The sequence below is a fragment of the Derxia gummosa DSM 723 genome (genome assembly GCF_000482785.1).
GTDB lineage: Bacteria > Pseudomonadota > Gammaproteobacteria > Burkholderiales > Burkholderiaceae_E > Derxia > Derxia gummosa.
The window spans coordinates 540,284-564,545 of sequence record NZ_AXWS01000008.1 but is presented as its reverse complement, the minus strand read 5'-3'; the positions used below and the strand labels follow the sequence as shown (position 1 = coordinate 564,545).

Below are 24,262 nucleotides of genomic sequence, written 5' to 3'. Positions count from 1 at the left end.
ACTGCAGGCAAGGCCCGCACCGGCGAATTTCCCCATGCGGCAGCACGGCCGACCACGCCGGAACGGCCGCCCGCGCCACCGGTCTATCCTCGCGCCCATGGATCAAGCCCCGAATCGCCCCGCTTCCGACGCCGACCAAGGCGCCTACCTCGGCAACGCCATCCGCATCCGCGGAGCGCGCCAGAACAACCTGCGCAACCTGAGCCTCGACATCCCGACCGGCGAACTGCTGGTCGTGACCGGCGTGAGCGGCTCGGGCAAGAGCTCGCTGGTGTTCGACACGCTGTATGCCGAGGGCCAGCGCCGCTACGTCGAGACCTTCAGCGCCTATGCGCGCCAGTTTCTCGACCGCCAGGACCGGCCGCAGGTCGATCGCATCGACGGCGTGCCGCCCGCGATCGCCATCGACCAGACCAATCCGGTGCGCAACTCGCGCTCGACGGTCGGCACGATGACCGAGCTGAATGACCACCTGAAGCTGCTGTTCGCGCGCGCCGCGACGCTGTTCTGCCGCTGCTGCGCCCGCCCGGTGCGCCGCGACGGCCCCGAAAGCGTGCTCGCCGCGCTCCAGACGCAGGCGGCCGCCGCGCCGGACGCTCGCGTGCTCGTCACCTTCGACGCGCTGGTGCCGGGCAATTTCAGCGCCGACGAGGTGCGGGCCTTTCTCGAAGCCCAGGGCTATACGCGCATCCATGAGCCGGCGCCGGGCACAGCCGAGCCGCCGCTGCCGGCGCCGGTCATCGACGAAGCGCCCGCCGGCAAGAAGAAGCCCGCCAAGGCCGCCGGCGCCAAGCCCGCCGCGAAGACCGCGCGCGCCAAGGCCAAGGTCGCATCCGACGTGCCGCCGCAGCGCCTCATCGTCGTGCAGGACCGCTTCCGGGGCGCGAGCCTCGACCTCACGCGCGCCAGCGAGGCGATCGAGGCCGCCTTCGCCGCCGGCCAGGGCCATTGCGCGCTGCGCTTCATCGACGCCGACGGCGGCGAGCGCGTCGAGCGCTTCAGCACCGGCTTCCATTGCGCCAATTGCGGCATCGACTACAAGGAGCCGACGCCGGCCGGCTTCAGCTTCAACTCGCCGCTCGGCGCCTGCGAGGCCTGCCGCGGCTTCGGCCGGGTGATCGGCGTGGACTTCGGCCTGGTCATCCCCGACGAGCGCAAGAGCCTGCGCGAAGGCGCGGTCAAGCCCTGGCAGACCGAGAGCTTCAAGGAGGCGCAGGAAGAACTCATCGGCTACGCCGTGCGACGCGGCATCGCCATCGACACGCCCTGGCGCGACATGAGCGAGCGCGACCGCCACTGGGTGCTCGAAGGCGAACCGGAGTGGATCAGCTGGGACAAGAGCTTTCCGGGCGTGTGGTACGGCGTGCGGCGCTTCTTCGCCTGGCTGGAAAGCAAGGCCTACAAGATGCACATCCGCGTGCTGCTGTCGAAGTACCGCAGCTACACGCAATGCGAGGTCTGCAAGGGCTCGCGGCTCAAGCCCGATGCGCTGCTGTGGCGCGTGGGCGGACGCGAGGCGGCCGACGCGGCGCTCGCGGGCCGGGCGCGCTTCCTGCCGCCGGGCAGCGACTGGTCGCGCGAGCAGCTCGACGCCCTGCCCGGCCTGACGATCCATGACCTCATGAACGTGGCGGTGGACCGGCTGCGCGACTTCGTCGAATCGCTCGACCTGTCGCATCTCACGGCCCAGGCCGCCGAGCTGCTGATGGGCGAGCTGCGCAGCCGCTCCCGCTTTCTGTCGGAGGTGGGGCTCGGCTATCTGACGCTCGACCGCCAGAGCCGCACGCTGTCGGGCGGCGAGGTTCAGCGCATCAACCTCACGACCGCGCTCGGCACCTCGCTCGTGGGCACGCTGTTCGTGCTGGACGAGCCGAGCATCGGCCTGCATCCGCGCGACATGGACCGCGTGATCGCGGTGATGCGCCGGCTGCGCGACGCGGGCAATTCGCTGGTGGTGGTCGAGCATGATCCGCAGGTGATGCTGGCCGCCGACGAGCTGCTGGAGATCGGCCCCGGGCCGGGCGAGCGCGGCGGGGCGATCGTGTTTCGCGGCACGCCGGAGGAGGCGCGCGAGCTTGAGAGCGCCACGACGGCGCCCGACACCGCCCGCGCCGCCGACGTGTCCGGCGCGCCCGCGCGCGACGGCATGACGCCGATCGGCCGCTCGCTCACCGGCGACTGGCTCGCCGGCCGCAAGCGCATCCGGCTCGACCGCGCGGCGCTCGCGCCCGACGCGGCCACGCAATGGCTGACGCTGAGCGGCGCGCGCGAGCACAACCTGCGCGACGTGAACCTGCGCCTGCCGCTCGGCCGGCTCATCGCCGTCACGGGCGTGAGCGGCTCGGGCAAGTCCACGCTCATCACCGACGTGCTGATGGGCGCGCTCGACAAGCATTTCGGCCGGCCGGTCGAGCGTGGCGGCGAGTTCGACGCGCTCGCGGGCGCCGACTTCATCGCCGACGCGGTGATGGTCGACCAGACCGCGATCGGCCGCACCGCACGCTCCAATCCGGCGAGCTACGTCGGCGCCTTCGACGCGATCCGCGACGTGTTCGCGCGCTCGCCCGAGGCGCGCAAGCGCGGCTACACCGCCGGCACCTTCAGCTTCAACGCCGGCGACGGCCGCTGCCCGGTGTGCGGCGGCACCGGCTTCGAGCATGTGGAGATGCAGTTCCTGAGCGACGTGTATCTGCGCTGCCCCGAATGCGACGGCAAGCGCTACCGGCCCGAGACGCTGGAGGTGAAGGTCGGCAGCACCGACATCGACGGTCTCTACCGCGAGGCGAGCATCGACCAGGTGCTCGACATGACCGTCAACGAGGCGCTGCACTTCTTCCACGAGGAGATGGCGGTCAAGCTCGGCCTGTCGTCGCTGGTGGACGTGGGCCTCGACTACCTCAAGCTCGGCCAGCCGGTGCCCACGCTGTCGGGCGGCGAGGCGCAGCGGCTCAAGCTCGCCGGCCATCTCGCGGCCGCGCATGCCAAGGACGCCAAGGTCCGCAAACTGGCGACGAAGAAGAAGCTCTTCCTGTTCGACGAGCCGACGACGGGCCTGCATTTCGAGGATGTAGCGGTGCTGCTGCGCGCCTTCGAGAAGCTGCTCGCGGCCGGCCACACGCTGGTGGTGATCGAGCACAACCTCGACTTGATCCGCGCGGCCGACTGGATCATCGACCTCGGCCCGGAAGGCGGCGACGCAGGCGGCAGCATCGTGGCCGAAGGCACGCCAGCGCAGGTCGCGGCGACCGATACCTGGACGGGGCGCGCGCTCGCGGAGTACGAGCGGGCGCTGGCGGTGCCGGGCGGTGCGGTGCCCGGGACCGGAATCGAACCGGTACGCCCGGCAGTCGGCCGCGCCACCGCGCAAGCGCTTGCAAGCGATGGCAAGCCCGACGCATCGACGCCGTCCTCGGCCAACGACAGCGCCCTCCTCCGCGCCGCCGAACCCCGCGCCGGCTATCTCGTCACCCGCGAAGGCAGCGTCGCCATCGAGGGCGGCGCGCCGGTCGCCAACGATCCGCACCACCGCGCGCAGCCGCCCAGCAGCATCCGCATCCACCACGCGCGCGAGCACAACCTCAAGAACCTCGACGTCGAGATTCCGCGCGACGCCTTCACCGTCATCACCGGGCCGTCGGGCTCGGGCAAGAGCACGCTCGCCTTCGACATCCTGTTCGCCGAGGGCCAGCGCCGCTATCTCGAATCGCTCAACGCCTATGCGCGCTCCATCGTCCAGCCCCAGGGCAAGCCGGAGGTGGACGCGATCCACGGCATTCCGCCCACGGTCGCGATCGAGCAGCGCACCTCGCGCGGCGGGCGCAAGAGCACGGTCGCCACGCTCACCGAGATCTATCACTTCCTGCGCCTGCTCTACGTCAAGCTCGGCACCCAGTACTGCATCACCTGCAACGTGCCGGTCGAGGCCCAGAGCTTCGACACCATCGCCGCGCGCCTGATGCGCGACTGGCGCGGCCAGCGCGTCGGCCTGCTCGCGCCGCTCGTGATCGGCCGCAAGGGCGTGTACACCGACCTCGCCAAATGGGCCGCCGGCAAGGGCTACACCCATCTGCGCGTGGACGGCCAGTTCCTGCCGACGGACAAGTTCCCGCGCATCGACCGCTTCAAGGAACACAACATCGAGCTGCCCGTCGCCGACGTGGAAATCGCGCCCGAGAACGAGGCCCGCGTGCGGGAGGCGCTCACGACCGCGATCGACCTCGGCAAAGGCTTCGTCGTGGTGCTGAGCGGCCTCGACTCACTGGCGCAAACCTTTGCAAGCGACCCGACCGGCGGCGCGGCCAGCCTCGCGAGCACGATGTTCTCGACCAAGCGCGCCTGCCCCTGCTGCGGCCAGAGCTATGCCGATCTCGACCCGCGCCTGTTCAGCTACAACTCCAGCCACGGCTGGTGCCGCCATTGCTACGGCACCGGCCTCAGGCTGCGCGGCTTCACGCCGCCCGACGAGCGCGAGCGCAACCAGAGCGCCCAGGGCGACGCGAGCTGGCGCGACGCCGCCGAGGACGCGGCCGACGCCGCCGCCGACGCCGCGCGTTCCGCCGGCGAGATCGAGGAGCCCTGCCCCGCCTGCCACGGCGCGCGGCTCAATCCGGTCGCGCTCGCGGTGCGCTTCCGCGACCGCTCGATCGCCGAGGTGAGCGCGCAATCGGTGCTCGATTGCGCCGGCTTCGTCGATGGCCTCCAGCTTGACGGCCGCGAAGGCGCGATCGCGCGCGACGTCATCACCGAGATCCGCGCGCGGCTGAGCTTCCTCGCCGAAGTCGGTCTCGACTACCTCGCGCTCGACCGCGCCGCGCCCACGCTGTCGGGCGGCGAGGCCCAGCGCATCCGGCTCGCGGCCCAGCTCGGGTCCAGCCTGCAAGGCGTCTGCTACATCCTCGACGAGCCGACCATCGGCCTGCATCCGCGCGACAACCGCATGCTGCTCGACGTGCTCGACAAGCTGCGCGCCAACGGCAACACGCTGGTCGTGGTCGAGCACGATGAAGACACGATCCGCCGCGCCGACCATGTGATCGACATCGGCCCCGGCGCCGGCGTGCGCGGCGGCAGCATCGTCGGCCAGGGCTCGGCCGACGAACTCGACCCGGCCACCTCCATCACCGGCCGCTTCCTGCATCACCCGCTCCAGCATCCGCTGCACGAGCTGCGCCCGGTCGAGGCTGACACGCCGCGCCTGCAATTGCGCGGCGCGGCGCTGCACAACCTGCGCGGCGTCGATGCCGATTTCCCGCTCGGCCGCCTGACCGTGGTGACGGGCGTGAGCGGCTCGGGCAAATCGACGCTCGCGCGCGAGGTGCTGCACGACAACGCGCATCGCGTGGTGGTCGCGCGCAACGGCGTGCCGCCCAAGGAGCCGACGCCGCCGCAAACGCTTGCACGCGGCGGCGGCACGCTGGCCGGCCTCGACCTCATCGACCGCGTGCTGGAGGTGGACCAGACGCCGATCGGCAAGACGCCGCGCTCCTGCCCGGCCACCTACGTCGGCATCTGGGACGAGATCCGCAAGCTCTTTGCCGACAGCCAGGACGCGCGGCTGCGCGGCTACACGCCGTCGCGTTTCAGCTTCAACACCTCGGGCGGCCGCTGCGAAACCTGCGAAGGCCAGGGCGTGACCACGGTCGAGATGAGCTTCCTGCCCGACGTGAAGACGGTGTGCGAAGCCTGCGGCGGCGCGCGCTTCAACCGCGCGACGCTGGAGGTGAAGCTGCGCGGGAAGTCGATCGGCGACGTGCTCGCGATGAATATCGACGACGCCATCGGCTACTTCGAGAACCATCCCAAGCTGCTGCATGCGCTCAAGCTCATGCAGGACGTCGGCCTCGGCTATCTCACGCTCGGCCAGCCGAGCCCGACGCTGTCGGGCGGCGAGGCGCAGCGCATCAAGCTCGTGACCGAACTGGCCAAGGTGCGCGACGACATCACGCGCCGGGGCCAGCGCGCGCCGCGCACGCTCTACGTGCTCGACGAGCCGACGGTGGGCCTGCACATGAGCGACGTGGAAAAGCTCATCCATGTGCTGCACCGGCTCGTGGACGGCGGCAACACGGTGGTGGTGATCGAGCATGACCTCGACCTCATCGCCGAGGCCGACTGGCTGGTCGATCTCGGCCCCGAGGGCGGCACGCGCGGCGGCGAGGTGGTGGCCGAAGGGCCGCCGGCCGCGCTCGTGGCGGCGCCGGGGCGCTCGCACACCGCGCGCATCCTCGGCGAGTTCCTGGCGGAACGGGCAAAGCGCGCGGCGGGCTGAACGGCCTCAGGCGCTCATGAAGCCGAGATCGGCGGTGGCGAAGCGCGACAGGTTCGGGAACACCGCCGCGAGGTCGGCCTCGCCGGCGCCGAGCCAGCGCAGCAGGGTCGCGCCGTACTGATCGACCGAGGTGGTCGGAATCCAGCGGCCCTGGTACTCCCAGGTGTTGATGCCGACATCGTTCGCGCCGCCCAGCGCCAGCTCTGGAAAGCTGCCGTAGTGGGCGCCGCCGTTCGCGGCGCCGCCGAGGATGAGCTGGCTGTTGCCCCAGGCATGGTCGGTGCCGCCCGAGCTGTTGGGCTTGAAGGTGCGGCCGAAGTCCGACAGCGTGAAGGCGGTGACCGACTTGTGCAGCGCCAGCGTCTTCATCGACTTCATGAAGGCCGCCAGGGCGATGCCAAGCTCGGAGAGCAGTTCGGCATGCGCGGAAAGCTGGTCGCCGTGCGTATCGAAGCCGCCCATCTGCACGAAGTAGATGTGGCGCCCGCCGCCCACGGTCGCGCGCGAGGCGATCATCTTCGCCACCTGGTAGAGCTGACGCCCGAGCGAATACGAATAGGCGGTGGCCGTGGCCGCCTCCGCCGTCCGGTAGCTGGCGGTGAAGGCGGCATCGATCGCCGCATAGGCCGACACGGCCCTCGACGGCGTGGCGAGCAGGATGTCGCCGAGCCGATCGACCGCCGCGAAGGCCCCGGTACGCAGCCGCGCCAGCGTGGTGAACAGCGGGTCGCTGCTTGGCGCTGCGTTCATGCCGACCAGCGCGTCGCTGATGCGCCGGGTCGGCGTCCAGGTCGAGGTCGGCGCCCAGGCGCTGAGCGTGCCGCGCAGGTTGGCGCCCGGCCCCGGCAGGTTGAGCGCGTTGCCGCTCGCGCCGGCGCCGAAGCGCGAGTTGCCCGCGAAGGAGAAGCTGCTGGCCGTGATGCGCTCGGCCGCGCGGCCGCCCCAGCCGGTAGCGCGGATCGACGAACCCTCGGTGCGCGCGACGCCGTTCTGCCAGAGCTTCTGCTGGTCGCTGTGGCTGAACAGTGCCTCGGGCAGACGCTCGGGATCGGCCAGCGAGCGCCAGGCCGCGTAGTCGGCGCGCGTGGTCGGGCGCGCGAGCGGGCCGACGTTGTGCAGGAAGGCGAGCTGGTCGGTGTCGTACCAGGGCTTGAGCGCCTCCAGCCTCGGATGCAGGCCCCAGCCGCCATCGCCCAGACGCACGATCGGGCCGCGCCGGCGCGCGCTGTCGGCGGTGTTGAGCAGGGCCAGCGAGCCGCGCACGCCCTGGTAGGCGGTGTAGCGCGAGTCGAGCGGGACGATGGTGTTCAGACCGTCGTTGCCGCCGTAGAGCATGACCGCCACCAGCGCGCGATAGCCGCCGGCGGCCTCGGCCGCGGGCAGCGCGAGCATGCCGCCGCCCAGTGCCGCGAGCCGGGCCGCGTCGGCGCCATGCGCGGCCAGTGCCGCCGCGCCGGAGCGCAGGAAACCTCTTCGATCCATCGGGGTGCTCCTTCAGCGAATGACGGCGTACTGCGGCGACGCCATGACCAGGAACATCGCCACCCGCACCCGCCACAGCTTCCAGTTACTGCCGTGGGTGCTCTCGGTGATGGCGGACACGGCATCGACGATCGACTGCCGCTGCGCCGCGCTGAGCTGGCGGCTCGTGAGCAGCAGGTCGAGCCGGCTGACCAAGGCCGACGGATTGCCGGCCGAGCCGAGGTAGCGCGCATGACTGATGGCAGTGCCGGTCGAGCCGGCCACGGTCGCGTCCGCCGCCATGACCGGATCGGTGCCGGTGAAGTTGACGTAGTTGTAGAGGCCGAGCCGCTTGAAGGTGGTGTTCTCGTCCTCCAGCGCGAAGGCGGGCGCGACCACGCCGGCGCCCGCCGGGAGGTAGTCGGGCGGGTAGTGACCGAATACCGACGGCGCGCTGAACACCGTCTGCCCCAGATCGCCGCCGAAGGACCAGCCGAACCACGCGCCGTCAGTGGTCGCGTCGAGCGCGCGCATGAGGCCGGTCCAGACCTGGGCCGGCTCGCGCAGCCGTCCGTAGCCGAGGTCGCGGATGTGGCTGGCGGTGCGCGCCTCGTCATGCAGCAGCACCGCCGCGACCGTGGCCGCGAGGTCGCCGCGCTTGCCGCTGCCGAAGCCGGCATGGCTGCCGGTCTCGAAGGCCGTGGCCACGTCGCTCACGTAGGCGGGCGAGGGATTGCCGGTGACGAGATGCTGGATGAGCCGCGTCGCCACGAAGGGCGCGACGTTGTCGTGCGCCATGATCGAGTCAAGCACCCGCGACAGCGCCCAGCCCGGCGTGCGCGAGGCCGCCAGCGTCACGCCCGACAGCAGCTTGCGCACGTTCTGGTCGTGCTGGGCCGGTACCGCCACCATGCTGCCCTTGAGCCAGCGCGGGTTCTGCCACCCATTGCACTTCGTGCCGCACCAGGCCGAGACGCCGCCCGCCGGAAAGGTCCAGCCCGTGAGCGCGTAGGCGTACTCGCGCACGGTGGCGTTGTCGTAGGTCGGCTGGCAGCTGCCGCCCTTGAGCGTGCCGTCATGGTTCAGCGCGCAGGTGCCGATGCTGAACAGTTGCAGCAGCTCGCGCGCGAAGTTCTCGTTCGGGTCGGTCTTGCTGTTGTTGACGTTGTTGAGGAACACGCCCATGACCGGGCTGAGCACCACCGCGCGCAGCAGGTCGCGGTAGTTGCCGAAGGCGTTGTCGCGGAACATCTGCGCCCAGTCGCGCAGGCCGTAGGTGCCGGTCGCGTCCACGTCGCTCGCGACGATCCATTGCGACAGCGCGAAGGCCACGCGCTGGCGCAGCTGATCCTCGCCCGAGACCGCCTGGCGGTAGAAGTGCCAGGCGACCGGGGTGGAGCTGTAGTAGTCGCGCCAGCAGTAGTTGGAGGCCGGCGTGCCGGCCGTGAAATTGCCCTGGCACCACGATTTCGTCTTGCTGGTCCAGCGGTCGATGTCGACGTTGCCGAGCGCCGGATACTCGCTGGGCGTGGCCTCCATCTGGAGCGCGATCCACTTGCGCGGGCCGACCTTGGCGATGCGGTCGATCAGCGGCTCGGTCGGGCCGAAGCTGCCCTGCTGGGCGAGGCGCGCGGCATCGATGCTGGTGGTGGCGACATCGGGCAACGCGGCGGCCAGACTCGCGGCGGCGCTTGCCGTCGCCTGGGTGGTTGCTCGCGCGGCGTCGGCTGGGGCGGCCAGCCCGGCCGCATCACCGCCACCGCATCCCGCAAGCACGAGGGCCGACGCGAATGCAAGCGCATGCAAGCCGGCGCACCCCCGGTGCGTCCCTGTGATTCGGAGCATGGGCGTCTTTCTGGAAGGAGGACGCGGCGCAGTCTGGGCAGTAGTTCACGCTCTCCCATGCCAACTCCGTCACCTTCCATGGACGGCAGCCTTGCTTCTGGCGAAACAAGCACTTTGCTCAAATTCCGGGCAGATGCCCGACCTGCGCTCAGGCCTTCATGAAGCCGAGATCGCGGGTGGCGAAGTTGCCCAGGTTCGGGAACACCGTGAGCAGCGTGCTGGCGCTCAGGCCGAGCCAGCCTCCGAGCGTCGCGGCGTACTGGTCCACCGAGGTGGTCGGGATCCAGCGGCCCTGGTACTCCCAGCTGCTGATGCCGGCGTCGTCCGGGCCGCCCAGCGTCAGCTCCGGATAGCTGCCCCAGCCGCCGCCGTTCACCGCGCCGCCGAGCACGAGCTGGGTGTTGCCCCAGGCGTGATCGGTGCCGGACGAACTGTTCGGCTTGAAGGTGCGACCGAAGTCCGACATGGTGAAGCTCGTGACCGAGTCGGTCAGGCCGAGGCTGGCCATCGCCTCGTGGAAGGACGCGAGCCCGATGCCGACCTGGCTCAGCAGATCGGCATGCTGGTCGGGCTGGTTGCCGTGGGTGTCGAAGCCGCCCAGCGACACGAAGTAGATGTGGCGGCTGCCGCCCACCGTGGCATTGGCCGCGATCATCTTGGCCACCTGGTAGAGCTGCTTGCCGAGCGATTGCGAATACGCGGTGAGCGTGGCCGTGCCGCAGGCATAGCCGCGCTGGAAGGCGGTGTCGATCGCGCTGTTGCTGCCCGTGCCACCGGGCGTGGCGGCCACGATGCCGCCCAGGCGACCCACCGCGTCGAGCGCGTTGCCGCGCAGCTTGGCGAAGGCCTTGAACAGCGGATCGGTCGTGGGCGCCTTCATCGTCATGAGAAAGGCGTTGCTGAGCGCGATGTTGGGCGCCCAGGTGGCGTCGGGCTGCCAGGCGCTGAGGCCGCCCGCCATCTGGCTGCCTGGGCCGGGCAGGATCAGCGCGCTGCGCGTGGCGCCGGTGCCGAAACGCGAATTGCCCGAAAACGAATAGATGCCCGCGCCGGACTTCTCGGCCACGCGCGCGCCCCAGCCGGTGGCGCCGACGGTCGAGGCGTCGGTGCGCGCCGCGCCGTTCTGCCAGAGCTTCTGCTGGTCGCTGTGGCTGAACAGCGCCTCGGGCAGCTTGGTGGCGTCATTCAGGTAGCGCCAGGCCGCGAAGTCGCTGCGGGTGGTCGGCCGCACGATCGGCCCGACGTTGAAAACGCTTGCAAGCCGGCCCGCGTCGGCCAAGCCCTGGAGCGCGGCAAGGCGCGGATGCAGGCCCCAGCTGCCGTCGCCGATGGGCGCGATCGGGCCGCGCACATGCTCGGTGTCGGCCGTCTTGAGCAGCGCGAGCGAGCCGCGCACCGAGCAGTACTGGGCATAGCGCGTGGCGTCGAGCGGCACGACGGTGTTCATGCCGTCGTTGCCGCCGTAGAGCATGACGGCGACGAGCGCGCGGTAGCCGGTGGCGGCCTGCGCGACCGGCAGGCTGATCGGGGTGACGCCGAGGGCGCCGAGCGCGCCCGCGGCGCGCAGGAAATGTCTGCGGTCCATGTCGGCTCTCCTCAGCGGACGATCGAGAACTGCGGGGTCATCATCACGAGATAGGTCGCGACGCGGATGCGGCGGGTCTGCCAGTAGCTGCCGTAGGTGGTGGGCGTGATGCTGTCGATCGCGGCGACGATGGCCGCCTTCTGCGTGCCGGTGAGCTGGTTGGCGGTGAGGTAGAGCGTGAGCTTGCTGACCAGCGCCGCGCTGTCGGCCACGTAGGGCAGCCAGCGGTCATGGCTCACGAAGGTGCCGGTCGAATCGGCGACGGTGGGCGTGGCCGCCACCATCTGGCCGTTGGCGGCGGCGCCGAGCGTGGCGAACTGGAGCAGGCTCATGCGTTGCAGCGTCGAGCTTTCGTTCTCGATGCCCATGGCCGGCGCCACGAGGCTGGTGCCCACGAGCGGCGTGCCCGGCTCGTAGTAGCTGAACACCGAGGGCGGGCTGAAGGGCGACTGACCCAGATCCTTGCCGTAGCTCCACGCGAACCAGATGCCGTCGGTGCGCGCGTCGAGCGCGCGCATCACCGAGGTCCAGGCCTGCACCGGCTCGCGCAGACGACCGTAGCCGGGCTGCTTGATGTAGGCGGCGTCGCGCGCCTCGGGATGCAGCAGCACCGCCGCGACGGTGGCGGCGAGGTCGCCGCGCATGCCGGTGCCGATGCCCTGGTAGTCGCCGCTGTCGAAGGCGGTGGCCACCGCCTGCACATAGGCCGGCGAGGGGTTGCTCGTGACGAGATGGCGGATCAGCCGCGTCGCCACGAAGGGGCCGACGTTCGGGTGATTCATGATCGAGTCGAGCACGCGCTCGACCGCCGCCTCCGGCGTGGCGCCCGCGGCCACCGTCACGCCCGACAGCAGGCTGCGCGCGCTGGTGTCGTGCTGGGCCGGCACGGCCACCATCTGGCCCTTGAAGTAGGGCGGGTTGCGCCAGGTGCCGCACTTGACCGGGCACCAGTAGTTGTAGCCGCCGGCCGGATAGGTCCAGCCGCTCAGGGCATAGGCGTATTCGCGCACCTTGGCGTTGTCGTAGGTGGCCTGGCAGCTGCCGCCCTTGAGCGTGCCGTCGGCATTCAGTTCGCAGGTGCCGATGCTGAACAGTTGCAGCAGCTCGCGCGCGAAGTTCTCGTTCGGGTCGGTCTTGCCGTTGTCGACATTGTTCAGGTAGGCGCCCATGACCGGGCTGAGGATCACTTCGCGCAGCAGGGTGCGGTAGTTGCCGAGGGCGCGGTCGCGCAGCATCTGGTGCCAGTCGCGCAGACCGTAGGTGTTGAACACCTCCACGTCGCTCACCACCAGCCATTGCGACAGCGCGAAGGCCACGCGCTGGCGCAGCTGGTCGGGGCCGCTCACGGCCTGGCGATAGAAGTGCCATGCAATCGGCGTGGCGGTGTAGTAGTCGCGCCAGCAGTAGTTGCGCGCGCTGCTGCCGGCGGCAAAGGTCTCGGTGCACCAGTCGGCGCTGGTCGTGCGCTTGTGGATCACGTCGCTACCGAGGTCGGGATAGACGCTGCGCGTGGCGAGCATCTGGCGCGCGATCCACTTCTTCGGGCCGAGGGTGCGGATGCTGTTGGTGTCGGCCACCGTGGCGCCGAAGGTGGCCTGGTTGGCGAGGCGCACCGCGTCGAGCGTGGTCGTGACCACCGAGGCCTCCGCCGCCACGCTGCTGGTGCTCTGCGTCGTGGCGCGGACGGCGCTGGTGCCGGTGTCGGCGAGCAGCTCGGCCGGGATGGCGGCGCGCAGCTCGGCCTCGTCGGTGGCGGCGATGCCGGCGCGCGCGGCGCCACCGCTGGCCGACGGATCGCCACCGCCGCAGGCCGCGAGCGCCAGCGTGAGCGCGGCGCCGGCAAGCGCGCCGGCGCTCGGCCGGCGGTGATTCAGGTTCTTGTTGGTCATGGCGTCACCCTTCTGGGGAGGAGAAGGGATTGCAGCGCGGCATTTGCGCCGTGACCGACCTGAAAAGGCCGTGTTAGCACGCGCTTACTGCCGTTTCAAGCCATGACTACCTGAACTTCCGGGGATTTCCCCTAGCGATCGGCGCGGACCGGCCCGGCAGCGCGTCGGAACCCGCTGGGAAATCGACCGAGTCACCCTCGAACCGCTGGTACGGCCCGCCGTCCGTCGCCGCGGACCGATCGCCGCGCCCTCCCCCTGGCTGGCGCGGCGACGGACGGATCGCCGCGCCCGCGCTCAGGCGCCGAGGAAGCCCAGGTTGGCGGTGCTGAAGTTGGCCAGGTTGGGCAGCAGCGCCGCGTTCTGCGATGCGCTCAGGCCGAGCCAGCTCAGCAGCGTGGCGGCGTACTGATCGACCGAGCTGGTCGGGATCCAGCGCCCCTGCTGCTCCCAGCTATCGACGCCGGCATCGTTGCTGCCGCCGAGCGCGTATTCGGGCGCCGTGCCCCAGGTGCCACCGCCCTTCACCGCGCCGCCCGCGACGAGCTGATAGTTGCCCCAGGCGTGGTCGGTGCCGCCGCTGTTGTTCGGCTTGAAGGTGCGGCCGAAGTCCGACATGGTCGCCAGCGTCACCGCATCCGACAGGCCGAGCGAGATCATCGCCTGCAGGAAGGACGCGACGCCGATGCCCAGCTGCGACAGCAGCGCCGCCTGGGTGGCGAGCTGGTTGCCGTGGGTGTCGAAGCCCCCCAGCGACACGAAGAACAGATGCCGCGTGCCGCCGAGCTTGGCGTTGTCGGCAATCATCTTGGCCACCTGGTAGAGCTGCTTGCCGAGGTTCTGGCTGTAGGCCGTCGCGGTGCTGCTCGGCGTCGTCGCATAGGCCTTGGTGAAGGCCGAGTCGATCGCCGAGTAGCTGCCGCCCGGCACCGCCTTGATCGTCGCCGAGAGCTGATCGATGGCCGCCAGCGCCGACTTGCGCAGCGTTGCAAGCGCATTCATCTGCGCCGAGGCGCTCACCGGCGACTGCATCATCAGCTGCGACGCCGAGGTGAGCTTCTGCGCCGGTGCCCAGGGGTTGCTGGGCGTGATCGACGCGACCATGTTGGTCATGTCGGTGCCGGGTTCCGGAAGGATCAGCGCCGACGAACTCGCGCCCGTGCCGAAGCGCGAATTGCCGCCGAAGGAGTACACGCGGGTCGAGAGCTGGTCGGCCGCGCGCTGGCCCCAGCCGGTGCTGCCGACGCTGGAGGTATCGCCGAGCGCGACGCCGTTCTGCCAGAGCTTCTGCTGGTCGCTGTGGCTGAACAGCGATTCGGGCAGCAGGTTGGGCGTGCTGGAGTCGCGCCAGCTCGTGAACTGGGTGCGCGTCGTGGGCCGGGCGAGCGGGCCGACATTCAGCAGCGCGCCGACGCGGCCGGCATTGAAGTGCAATTGCAGCGCCGCGAGGCGCGGATGCAGGCCCCAGGCGCCGCCGGCCACGGGCACCAGCGGGCCGGTGGTCCAGCTGCTTTCGCTGGCTGTCTTGAGCGCGAGCGCGCCGCGCACCGAGGTGTACTGCGCGAAGCGGGTTGCATCGAGCGGCACCAGCATGTTCATGCCGTCGTTGCCGCCGTAGAGCATCACCATCACGACGGCGCGGTAGCTGCTGGCGGCCTGGGCCGGCAGCGGGATGGCGGTGACGCCGCTGCCGAGCATGACGGCGCCGGTACCGAGGCGGAGGAAGTTTCTGCGGTTCATGTGCTGGCTCCCTGAATCAGCGGATGACGGAGAACTGCGGCGCCAGGAAAGCCAGGTAGGCGGCGGTGCGCACCCGGTGGAGCTGCCATGCGGTTGGGTCGTTGGTCGAGTTCCAGGCCGAGACCGAATCGATCATCGCGCTGCGCTGGGCGCTCGTGAGCTGACTGCTGGTGGCGAGCAGCGCGAAGCGGTCGACCAGCGAAGCGGGGTCGCTCGTGAGCGACATCCACTTGCTCATCGACACATAGGTGCCCCAAGCGCCGCTCACGGTCGTGGACGGGTCGAAGCGCAGGCTGGTCGTGACCCAGGGGTTGTTGACCATCCACAGGAACAGGATGCGCTGGAGCGTGCTGCTCTCGTTCTCGATGCCGAAGGCGGGCGACACATAGCTCGTGCCGGCCAGCGCGTAGTCGGGCGGGTAGTAGTTGAAGACCGAGGGCGCGTTGAACGGCTCCTGGCTCATCGCGTCGCCGTACACCCAGTCGAACCACACGGCGTCGGTATTGGCCTCGGTGGCGCGCATGACGGCGGTGTAGAGCTGGACCGGCTCGCGCAGGCGGCCGTAGCCGCCGTTCCAGAGGTAGTCGGTCTTGCGCGCCTCGCCGTTGAGCAGCACCGCCGCGACCGTGGCCGCGAGGTCGCCGCGCTTGCCGCTGCCGAAGCCGGCATAGCTGCCGTCGGTGAAGGCCTTGCCCACCACGTACACATAGGCCGGCGAGGGGTTGCTCGTGACCAGCGCCTGGATCAGCCGGCGCGCCACGAAGGGACCGATGTTCTGGTGGTTCATGACCGAGTCGAGCACCAGCTCCAGCGCCTGGGCGGCGGAGGCGCCGGCCGGCACGGTCACGCCGTTCACCAGCGCGCGCGAGTTCTGGTCGTGGTGGGCCGCGACGTTGACCATCTGGCCGCGCAGGAAGCGCGGGTTCTGCCAGCCCGAGCAGGTCGGGTTGCACCACGAGCGCTTGCCACCGGGCGGATAGGTGTAGCCCGTAAGCGCGTAGGCGTAGTTGCGCACCGTCGCGTTGTTGTAGTTGGGCTGGCAGCTGCCGCCGCTGATCGCGCCGTTGTTGTCGAGCTTGCAGGTACCGATCGTGAACAGCTGGAGGAACTCGCGCGCGAAGTTCTCGTTCGGGTCCGACTTGTCGTTGTTGACGCTGTTGAGGAACTCGCCCATCACCGGGCTGAGGATCACCTCGCGCAGCAGGTCGCGGTAGTTGCCGAAGGCATAGTCGCGGAACAGCTGCTGGTAGTCGCGGTGGCCGTAGAGGCCGTGCACCTCGTTCTCGTTGACGACGAGGATCTGCGACAGCGCCCAGGCCACGCGCTGGCGCAGCTGGTCGGTGCCGGTGATGGCATGGCGATAGAACTGCCAGCCGAGCGGCACGACCGAGAAGTAGTCGCGGAAGCAGTTGGTGAGCGCGGTGCCGGTGAGCTTGGCGTTGCACCAGGCGGTCGACGAGTCGTAGGTATCGACCGACGACGCGCCGAGGTAGGGATAGACCGTCTCGTCGGCGTTCATCTGCGCCGCGATCCAGGCGGTCGCGCCCTGGGTCGAGATGTCGGAGATGAGCGCCTCGGTCGGGCCGAAGCTGGCCTGCTGGGCCAGGCGGGCCGCGTCGCTCGCGCTCAGCAGCGTCGCGGCCTGGGTGCTGGCGCGGGCCGAGGCGGCCTGGGGCGTGACCACGGCCGGCGCCTTGACGGTCCGGATGTCGTAGGTCGAGCTGCCGGTGGTGAGCAGGCTGGTGTCGCTGGCCGAGGCGATGCTGGCCGTCGAGGCAGTGCTGGCCGAATCGGTGGGCAGCCCGCCGCCACCGCAGGCGGCGAGGGCCAGCGAGACGAGGGCCGCGATCGCTAGCCGGGCACCTTGCGCGATGCGGCCGGCCGTCTGGCGTTCAGTCATGGAAGTCCTCCGTTGAAAGCGCGGCGGATTCCAGCAGGCCGAACCTGCACCCGAAAATCGGACGGCAACCGATGACAAGCTGCTACAGCGCGGCGCGGCCGCGACGGCACGCGCGGCCGGCTGTTACCCGAAGTCGCGGCCGATCAAGTCTCGAAACAAGCGGCAAAACTCGCCCGCGGTGGGACCGAACGGCGACCTGCCGGGCATGAGCGGTGGTTGTTTCAGGGAGGTTTCCGGCCGATCGGCAGGAGGACTAGGCGGTCCGGGCAAATCGGCGCGCGGCATGGCGCGCCGACCCCGAGAGGAAGCTAGGCGAAAGCCTGAGTCAGACGCGTTGCGTTAGCTTGCTTTCACTCGCCTGTGAAGCTGCGAAAGACGCGCATTCGCGGAAAATTTCACAGGCCTTGTCTCGATCACCGGCATGCGCAATGACGTTTCCGATCGCATAGAGCGCATCGACGCGCTTTTCGAGCCGCAGGCTGCGCTCCAGATAATCGGCCGCCTTGCCCCACAGACCTTCGAGTTCGCAGAGCTTGCCGAGCGCGAAGAACAGCGTCGAATCCTGGGGATGCGTGCTCAGCCAGGCCTCGGCGCGCTGGATCTGCTCCAGCCGGCCCTCGCGCGAGCCGACCTCGGCATAGGCGAGCAGCAGGCGGTCGTCCCAGCGGTTCTCGAGCGCCGTCTCGACGATCTGCACCGCGAGCCGGTGATCGCCGAGCGCGGCGACGGCGCGCGCGACCGGACCGGCCACCTCGACGATGGACTGGTCGTCGGTCGGCACGCTCATCCAGAAGTTGCGCAGGCCCGCCAGATCGCCGCCCCGGCGCGCGAGCAGCGCCGAATAGGCCGTGGCCTTGGTCTTGGCCGCGACCGTGGGATGGATGGCGTCGCGCTTGGTGAGCTGGCGCACGAGCCGCAGCACCTCTTCCCAGTCATCGACCTGCTGGGCGGCCTGGAGCGCGAGCCTCAGTGAGGCGACGTGGCGCGCGCCCGAGGCATGCAGCTGGCCGAGCAGCTCGCGCGCCTCGTCGGCGCGGCGTTCCTCGAGCAGCAGCTCGACCTCGGTCATGAGGCGCGCGGTGCGTACCGACGGGTCGGTCGCGGCGCGCTCGATCCAGCCGTCGCGGCGGGTGAACTCGCGCATCTTCTGCGAGGCGCGCGCGGCCACCAGCGCGGCGATGCCGCCGTAGCCCGGCACTTCCTGGGCAAGCATGGCGCTGCGCTCGGCACGCGCGAAGCGGCCCTCGAAATAGGCTTGCAGCGCGCCCTTGAGGCCGTCGAGCGCGGCCTGCTCGCGCTGGCGCTTGCGGAAGGCGGCGACGCTGGCCGGCAGCTCCAGCGTGTTGAGCACCAGCCGCATCAGCGCATAGAACAGCGCGAACAGCCCGAGCAGCGCCATCACGAACAGGTTGAGCGACACATCGACGCGCCACGGCGGCAGCAGCAGCACGACATTGCCGTTGTTGAGCCGCGCAAGCAGGCCGACGCCGATGCCGGCCGCGACCAGGATGACGAACCAGAACAGTCCCTTCATGGCGACCTCAACGCTTGCCGGCCTCGGCGCGCGGCGCCGGGGCGGTGACGGGGGCGGAGGGCCGGTAGTTGCGCACCGCGTTGAGGCTTTCGTTGAGGTTGGGCAGGTCGATGCTCACCTCGGCCGCCTGCAGCTGACGCAGCGTGCTCGCGAGCGCGAGCACCGGGCGGGCGCGGTCGTCGAAGTAGCCGTGCAGCAGCGCACTGCCCACCGCCAGGTCGGCGCGGTAGCCGGCCTCGTTGCGCGCCAGCAGGCGCAGCCGCGCGTTCAGGAGGCGCAGCTTGAGGTTCTCGCGCGCGAAATAGCTCTGCGACGGCGTGAGCAGCAGCGCGTCGGGCTGGCTCACCTGGCGGATGCGGAACAGGTCGCGCGCCTCGTTGGCGACGCGCTCGGCCAGCTGGGTCCAGTAGTCGGCGTTCGGCTTGGGCGGCTCGGCGGCGGACTTGTCGGCGGGGCGCACCTCGGCCAGCGTGGGCAGGTCGTCGACCGAGGCGATGGCCTGATCGAGCTTGAACGCGAGGCCGGTGACATCGGTGGCGGGCAGCGCCTTGAGCCGCTCGATGTCGCGCGCGACCGCCCGGCGCACCGCGAGGAACTGCGGGCGGTCGCCCTGGGCGAGCCGGGCATCCACCGTTTGCAGCGCGACCAGCGCGGCCTGCACGTTGCCGGCGAGTTCGAGCTGCTGGGCGGCGGTGGCGAGCACCTGCTCGATCTCGGCGAGCTGGATGTCGTCGCGGTTGCGCGCCAGCTCCTGATAGAGCTGTTCGAGCGCCTGCTGCTGGGCCTGGGATTCGCCCACGCGCGCCTCGATCAGCGAGAGCTTGGCCGACAGGTCGGCTACCAAGTCGGCCGACTGGCGCGCGCTCTGGGCGGCGGCGCTGGACTGGCCGCCCGCGTCATCGACACGCCGCGCGAGTTCGCGCTGGACGAGATCGATCTCGCGGTGGAGCGACCAGGTCTGCCAGCCGAGCAGGCCGACGGCGATGGCGCCAGCGACCGCGAGATTGCGCGGCGCGAGCACGCCGGCCGGCCGCGCGGCGGGCATGGCGGAAAAGGAAGGAGCCTGCGGCTCGGGCACTGCGGACGGAGCGCCGCCGATGTCGTCGGGGCCGGGGGGAGATGAATGCATGCGGGTTCAGTGACGGTGCGGGGCACCGGTTGCTAGCCAGCGAAGGATCGCATCATCGCCCGGCGGGCAATGACGCACATGGGCGATTCCGAGCGCCTGTGCCTTGGCGGCGACACGCTCGTGCGTGACGAGCACCGGCGTGCGCGCGAGCCAGGCCGCGAGCGCCGGCCAGGGCGCGAGCATCGCGTGGAAGTTGGTGATGCCTTCGCTGCTGGTGGCGACGATGAGGGCCGGGGCGGGATCGGCGGCGTCGCCGGGATCGGCGGTCGCGGTGGCATCGTCGAAGCCGCCTTCCGGCGCGTCGGCGTCGGCGAGCGCTTCGAGCGCGACGCGCTGGTCGGGCGCGAGCGACGGGCAGAGGCGCCGGTAGGTCTCGACCGCCTCGATCGTCATGCCGCGCGCCGCGAGGCCGCGCGCGAGCGCGTCGCGCCCGCCGTCGCCCTTGACGAGCAGCGCGCGCCGACCCGCCAGCGCGCCCGGAAAGTGCGCGTCGAGCGTCAGCAGCAGCGTCTCCGAATCGAGCGCGGGCGGCGCGCCGGCCAGTTCCTCGCCGGGCGTGACGAGACGCGCGCCGGCCAGCGCCGGATGGCGCAGCGCCTCGGCGCGGCTGCCCGGCCCCATCACGGCGACGATCGCGTCCGGTGCGACGGCGGGTTCGCTCGTCGCGTCACCGGGCGCGCCGAGCAGTCCGCGCATCGCGTTCACGCTGGCGAAATGGATCAGCGCGAACTCGCCGAGCCGCGTGCGCACGGCCGCGACCGCCGCCGGATCGGGCGCGGGCGCGATATCGAAGGCCGGCACTTCCAGCACGCCGAAGCCGCGCGCGCGCAACCCGGCGAGCAGCGCCGCGCCCTGCCCGCGCGGGCGGGTGAAGACGACGGTCGGCAGGCGGGAATCAGGCATCGGAGACGGCGGGGATGGAGCTGGCGAACGAAGTGGGGGACGGATGCCGGCGACTATGGCGGCGCGTGACGGGGCGAGGCCCGGCGGCCGCGACGCTGCCTGCGGTCAAGCCGCGCCGCCTTCGTCGGCGAGCGGCGGCGCGATGAAGCGGGCGGCGCCGTTCGCAAGCAGGTCGGCGGCGGCGGCGGCGCCGATCGCGGCGGCAGCGGCCTCGTCGATGCGGGCCGCGCCGGCGTCTGTGACGGCGGCCGCCGCCGGTGCGGCCACCACGGCGAGTACCGAACCCTCGCGGGCGTCCGACAGGCTTTCGCGGCCGTCGGGCGAACTCACCCACGAACGCAGCTTCAGCCGGCCGCCGTCGATCACGGCATGCGCCGCGAGCGAGGTCTGGCAGCTGCCGCCCAGCGCTCGCGCCACCTCGCGCTCGGCGCCGACGCAGGCGGCGGTCGCGGCGTGGTGCAGCGGCGCGAGCCAGGCCGCGAGCTCGGGCCGGCCGGCGCGGATCTCGATGCCGAGCGCGCCCTGCCCCGCCGCCGGCAGCGACTCGTCGGGCGACAGCACCGCGCGGATGCGCTCGCCCAGCCCCAGCCGCTTGAGCCCGGCCGCCGCCAGCACGATGGCGTCGTACTCGCCGCGATCGAGCTTGCCGAGCCGGGTGTCGAGATTGCCGCGCAGCGGCTCGATGCGCAGCCGCGGGAAGCGCGCCGAGATCGCCGCCGCGCGCCGCAGGCTGGAGGTGCCGACCACCGCGCCCGCCGGCAGTTCGGCCAGGCTCGCGTAACGAGGCGAGACGAAGGCGTCGTGCGGGTCCTCGCGCTCCATGATCGCGGTCAGCTCGAAGCCCTCGGGCAGCACCATCGGCACATCCTTGAGCGAATGCACCGCCAGATCGGCACGACCGTCGGCGAGCGCGTTCTCGAGTTCCTTCACGAACAGCCCCTTGCCACCGATCTTGCTCAGGCTGCGATCGAGAATCTGGTCACCGCGCGTGGTCATGCCGAGGATGCTCACCTCGCATTGCGGATACAGCGCTTGCAAGCGCTCCCGCACATGCTCGGCCTGCCACATGGCCAGCCGCGATTCACGCGATGCGATGACGAGACGGGCGGGCGGGACGGGCAAGGGCTGTGTCATGACGGAAACGTATCGATGGCAAAAGACGTCCGCGCATGCCGCATCGCAGGAAAAGCGACACGCGACGGCGGGCGCGGGGCGGCCGATGATAGCCCCTGGCCTCCATGCGGGGCCGATCCTTGCTAGGGTTGCCGCGGTGCGCAACGGCGCGCCGCATTACACGAGAAGAAGGGGAATGCCCGATGGCACGGGTTACCGCGCAACAGGTCGCAGAAAGCGCCGGGGTTTCGATCTCGGCCGTATCACGCACGTTCACCGAGGGCGGCAGCGTGTCGCCCGAAACCCGCGCGCGCGTCGAGGCCGCCGCCGCGAAGCTCGGCTACCGGCCCAACCAGCTTGCGCGCGGTCTCATGACCGGGCGCACGCGGCTCGTCGGCGTGCTGCTGGCGGGCACGCCGGGCGCGGCCGAGTCGCTTGCGCTCGCGCGTGTCGTCGAAGGCTTGCAAGCGCATTCACTGCATCCGCTGGTGACGCGCATCGACGCCACGCCGGGGCCGGCGGCGGCGCTCGACGTGCTGCTTCAGTACCAGGTCGACGCGGCGCTCATCGTCGGCGCCGAGCTGCCCGACGGCTTCGCGCGCGACTGCCAGCGCGCGGGCATCCCGGCGCTGCATCTGCTCGGCCGCAAGGCCGCGCGGCCGGCGGTGCCGGTCGTGGGCGCGGATGAATCCGCCGCCTCGGCGGCACTGGTCGAGAAGCTGGTGGCGGGCAAGCGCAAGCGGCTTGCCTGCATCACCGACACGCCCGATGCCGAGCGCGTCACCGCCTTCACCGAGGCCGCCGGCGCGGTCAAGGGCGTGAGCGCCGCCGTCACGACGGTAGAGGCCGCGACGGTCGAGGCCGGTCGCGCCGCCGCGGCCAGGCTGCTGGCGGCCGGCAAGGCGCCGCAGGCGCTGTTCTGCTCCGATGACCGGCTGGCGCTGGGCGCGCTCGCGGCCTGCCGGGAGGCCGGGCTCGACGTGCCGGGCGCGGTGGCGATCGCGGGCTGGGGCGCGCTCGGGCTCGATCCGGCGCTGGCCACGGTCAAGCCGCCGGTCGAGGCCATCGTCGATGACGCGATCGGCCGCCTCGTGGCCACCCTGGCCGGTGGCGGCAAGCTGGCCGGCAAGCGCTTGCAATGCGAGCTGCTGCCGGGCGCGACGCTGGGCTGAACCCGCCAGACCGCTCCCCTCCCGCCGGACATGCGCACTGAGGCTGTGCGCCGCACCGCACGAAGCCGGGCCGCGCTGCACACGCTTGCAGCGCGGCCCGGCTCTTTTCGCGGGTGGCCGCCGACGGCGGGCCTGTCAGCTCTCCAGCACCGCGTCGAGATTGGAATGCGCGAGCTGCTTGATCACGGGCAGGCGGGCGCGCACCTGGGCCCGGAGCAGCGGCAGCTTTTGCACGAAGCGGTCGAGCGCCGCGAGCGTGGCCGGCTCGTCGAACAGCTCGCGTGCCGGCACGCGCATGTCGCGGTCCAGCTCGAAGTGCTGGAGCAGCCCCTCCATCTTGGCCTTGTAGTCGAACAGGAAGACCGGCGCGCCGGCGCCCAGCGTCGCGATCGACAGGTGCATGCGTCCGGTCACGACGCCGTCGAGCTGGCCGACCGCGCGCTTGATCTCGGCCGCGCGCAGCTGGCGCGGAAAGCGCCAGACCAGCCCCGGCAGCAGCGGCCGCAACGCGTCCTCCAGGCGATCGATGCAGTGGTAGTCGGACGAACTGCCGCGAAAGTCGTGCTCCAGCAGCACGAAGGCCAGCGGCCGGATCGCCGCCAGCTGCCCGAGCACGCGCACGAAGGCGGCGCACATCTCGGGCACGCGCTCGCGCTCCTCCAGTTCGAGCAGCAGCGGATGCAGGTTGATGCCGAGCACGGTGCGGCCCGACGCCTTGCGGTCGGCGATCCAGGGTTCGTAGTCGGCAATGCCGTCGAGCAGCGCGGCCGGCTCCAGCATGAAGGCGGCATCGGCCGACAGCCGCGAACGCGCCCCGGTAAAACGCTGGAAACGCTGGAATGACACGGGATCGCGCAGATTGAAGACCACGTCGCGCGACATGCCGTCATACAGCCGCGCCAGCCCTTCATGCGGCTTGTCGGAAAAACTGAAGCCATTGACCGCGCAGCGCACGCCATTGCGCGCGAGCATGTCGGTGAGCGCCAGCAATTCTGCCGAGAACACCGGGTCATAACTGCCATCGAGCACATCGGCGCCAATCGTCACGCAATGCGTGATGCCTTGCGCGAGACAGCGCTCGAGCGTGGTTGCGAGCTTGTCGAGATGCTGGACCTCGATCGGCCGAGCATTCAATTCGCGCGCGACTTCACTCGCGCGCGAACCATGCGTGAGCATGTAGCAGCGTGCCTCCGGGAAATGCGTGCGCATTTCCCGCAGCAGCACGCAGATCATTGCCTCGTCGCCGCGCGACGACACCAACAGCAAGGGATCGGGCGGAATGAAAAGCAGCGTCGCCGGGCCCCGGCGCGACTCCGGCGGTGCAGCGATGCGCTCACGCAGCGCCTGCCACTCGTCGATGACGCGGTCGAGCCGCCAGTTCTTCCACTGCGCCTTGAGGCCCGACTTGCGCCAGACCTGACGCGCGAGATCCGCAGAACCCGCCTGTGCATTCATGAATCAACACTCCGGCGCCATCCATCGGGGCATGACGCATGAATCGCAATGGGAAACGCATGCACATCCGGCCGGAATGACTTGCGCGAATTCGTTCAATATCACTTTCCGGAAATGGTGAGCGCATGCCGAAATGGCAATTCCTCTCCACATTCCGCACCGCGGCATTGAAAACGCCTCGTCCGGAATTGCCATGACTCTCTGAATTGCCCGCACAATTCATCTGGCGAAATTGCCGGAGCAGGCATCCAATTCGAGAATGGTTTCGTTC

At 70.6% G+C, this 24,262-nt stretch carries 13 protein-coding genes; 2 read left to right on the top strand and 11 right to left on the bottom strand.

The features are described 5' to 3' along the window. Window positions 1-97: 97 nt before the first annotated feature. Entirely contained in the window at window positions 98-6,268 is a 6,171-nt protein-coding gene (locus H566_RS0108770) for an excinuclease ABC subunit UvrA (RefSeq protein ID WP_034411002.1), read from the top strand. Window positions 6,269-6,274: 6 nt separating this feature from the next. Here H566_RS0108770 and H566_RS0108765 read toward each other — a convergent pair whose 3' ends face one another. The 10 genes from H566_RS0108765 to hemC all read right to left on the bottom strand — a co-directional run bounded on the left by H566_RS0108765 (window position 6,275) and on the right by hemC (window position 21,385). After that, window positions 6,275-7,750, bottom strand: coding sequence for a DUF1501 domain-containing protein (locus H566_RS0108765; protein ID WP_028311142.1), 1,476 nt, complete (start codon window positions 7,748-7,750; stop codon window positions 6,275-6,277). 12 nt (window positions 7,751-7,762) lie between these two features. Beyond that, entirely contained in the window at window positions 7,763-9,574 is a 1,812-nt protein-coding gene (locus H566_RS0108760) for a DUF1800 domain-containing protein (protein ID WP_028311141.1), read from the bottom strand. A gap of 148 nt (window positions 9,575-9,722) precedes the next feature. Next, on the bottom strand, window positions 9,723-11,159 hold the full coding sequence (locus tag H566_RS0108755; protein ID WP_034411000.1) for a DUF1501 domain-containing protein: 1,437 nt from the start codon (window positions 11,157-11,159) through the stop codon (window positions 9,723-9,725). An 11-nt stretch (window positions 11,160-11,170) separates the two neighbouring features. Then, window positions 11,171-13,048: a DUF1800 domain-containing protein gene (locus H566_RS23935; RefSeq protein WP_051378402.1), complete on the bottom strand. Its 1,878-nt coding sequence runs from the start codon at window positions 13,046-13,048 to the stop codon at window positions 11,171-11,173. A 294-nt stretch (window positions 13,049-13,342) separates the two neighbouring features. After that, entirely contained in the window at window positions 13,343-14,785 is a 1,443-nt protein-coding gene (locus H566_RS0108745) for a DUF1501 domain-containing protein (protein ID WP_028311139.1), read from the bottom strand. Between the two features lie 16 nt (window positions 14,786-14,801). Then, a complete protein-coding gene (locus H566_RS0108740; protein WP_028311138.1) occupies window positions 14,802-16,685 on the bottom strand; it encodes a DUF1800 domain-containing protein in 1,884 nt (627 codons plus the stop codon). A 325-nt stretch (window positions 16,686-17,010) separates the two neighbouring features. Continuing rightward, window positions 17,011-18,219 carry a heme biosynthesis HemY N-terminal domain-containing protein gene (locus H566_RS23930; protein WP_051378400.1) on the bottom strand — a complete coding sequence of 403 codons (1,209 nt, stop codon included), beginning with the start codon at window positions 18,217-18,219 and terminating at the stop codon, window positions 17,011-17,013. Window positions 18,220-18,226: 7 nt separating this feature from the next. Further along, the gene (locus H566_RS23925; protein ID WP_084544902.1) at window positions 18,227-19,348 is read right to left on the bottom strand and encodes a uroporphyrinogen-III C-methyltransferase; all 1,122 of its coding nucleotides are present in this window, start codon (window positions 19,346-19,348) and stop codon (window positions 18,227-18,229) included. Between the two features lie 6 nt (window positions 19,349-19,354). Beyond that, window positions 19,355-20,251, bottom strand: a complete 897-nt coding sequence (locus H566_RS0108725; RefSeq protein ID WP_028311137.1) for a uroporphyrinogen-III synthase — start codon at window positions 20,249-20,251, stop codon at window positions 19,355-19,357. A 105-nt stretch (window positions 20,252-20,356) separates the two neighbouring features. Continuing rightward, the gene (gene hemC / locus H566_RS0108720; protein WP_028311136.1) at window positions 20,357-21,385 is read right to left on the bottom strand and encodes a hydroxymethylbilane synthase; all 1,029 of its coding nucleotides are present in this window, start codon (window positions 21,383-21,385) and stop codon (window positions 20,357-20,359) included. A gap of 182 nt (window positions 21,386-21,567) precedes the next feature. Between hemC and H566_RS23920 the strand changes: the two genes are divergently transcribed. Next, the gene (locus tag H566_RS23920) at window positions 21,568-22,536 is read left to right on the top strand and encodes a LacI family DNA-binding transcriptional regulator (RefSeq protein WP_051378396.1); all 969 of its coding nucleotides are present in this window, start codon (window positions 21,568-21,570) and stop codon (window positions 22,534-22,536) included. A gap of 135 nt (window positions 22,537-22,671) precedes the next feature. Here the strand turns inward: H566_RS23920 and H566_RS0108710 are convergent, their stop codons facing one another. After that, window positions 22,672-23,991 carry a polysaccharide pyruvyl transferase family protein gene (locus H566_RS0108710; RefSeq protein ID WP_028311135.1) on the bottom strand — a complete coding sequence of 440 codons (1,320 nt, stop codon included), beginning with the start codon at window positions 23,989-23,991 and terminating at the stop codon, window positions 22,672-22,674. Window positions 23,992-24,262 lie beyond the last annotated feature (271 nt).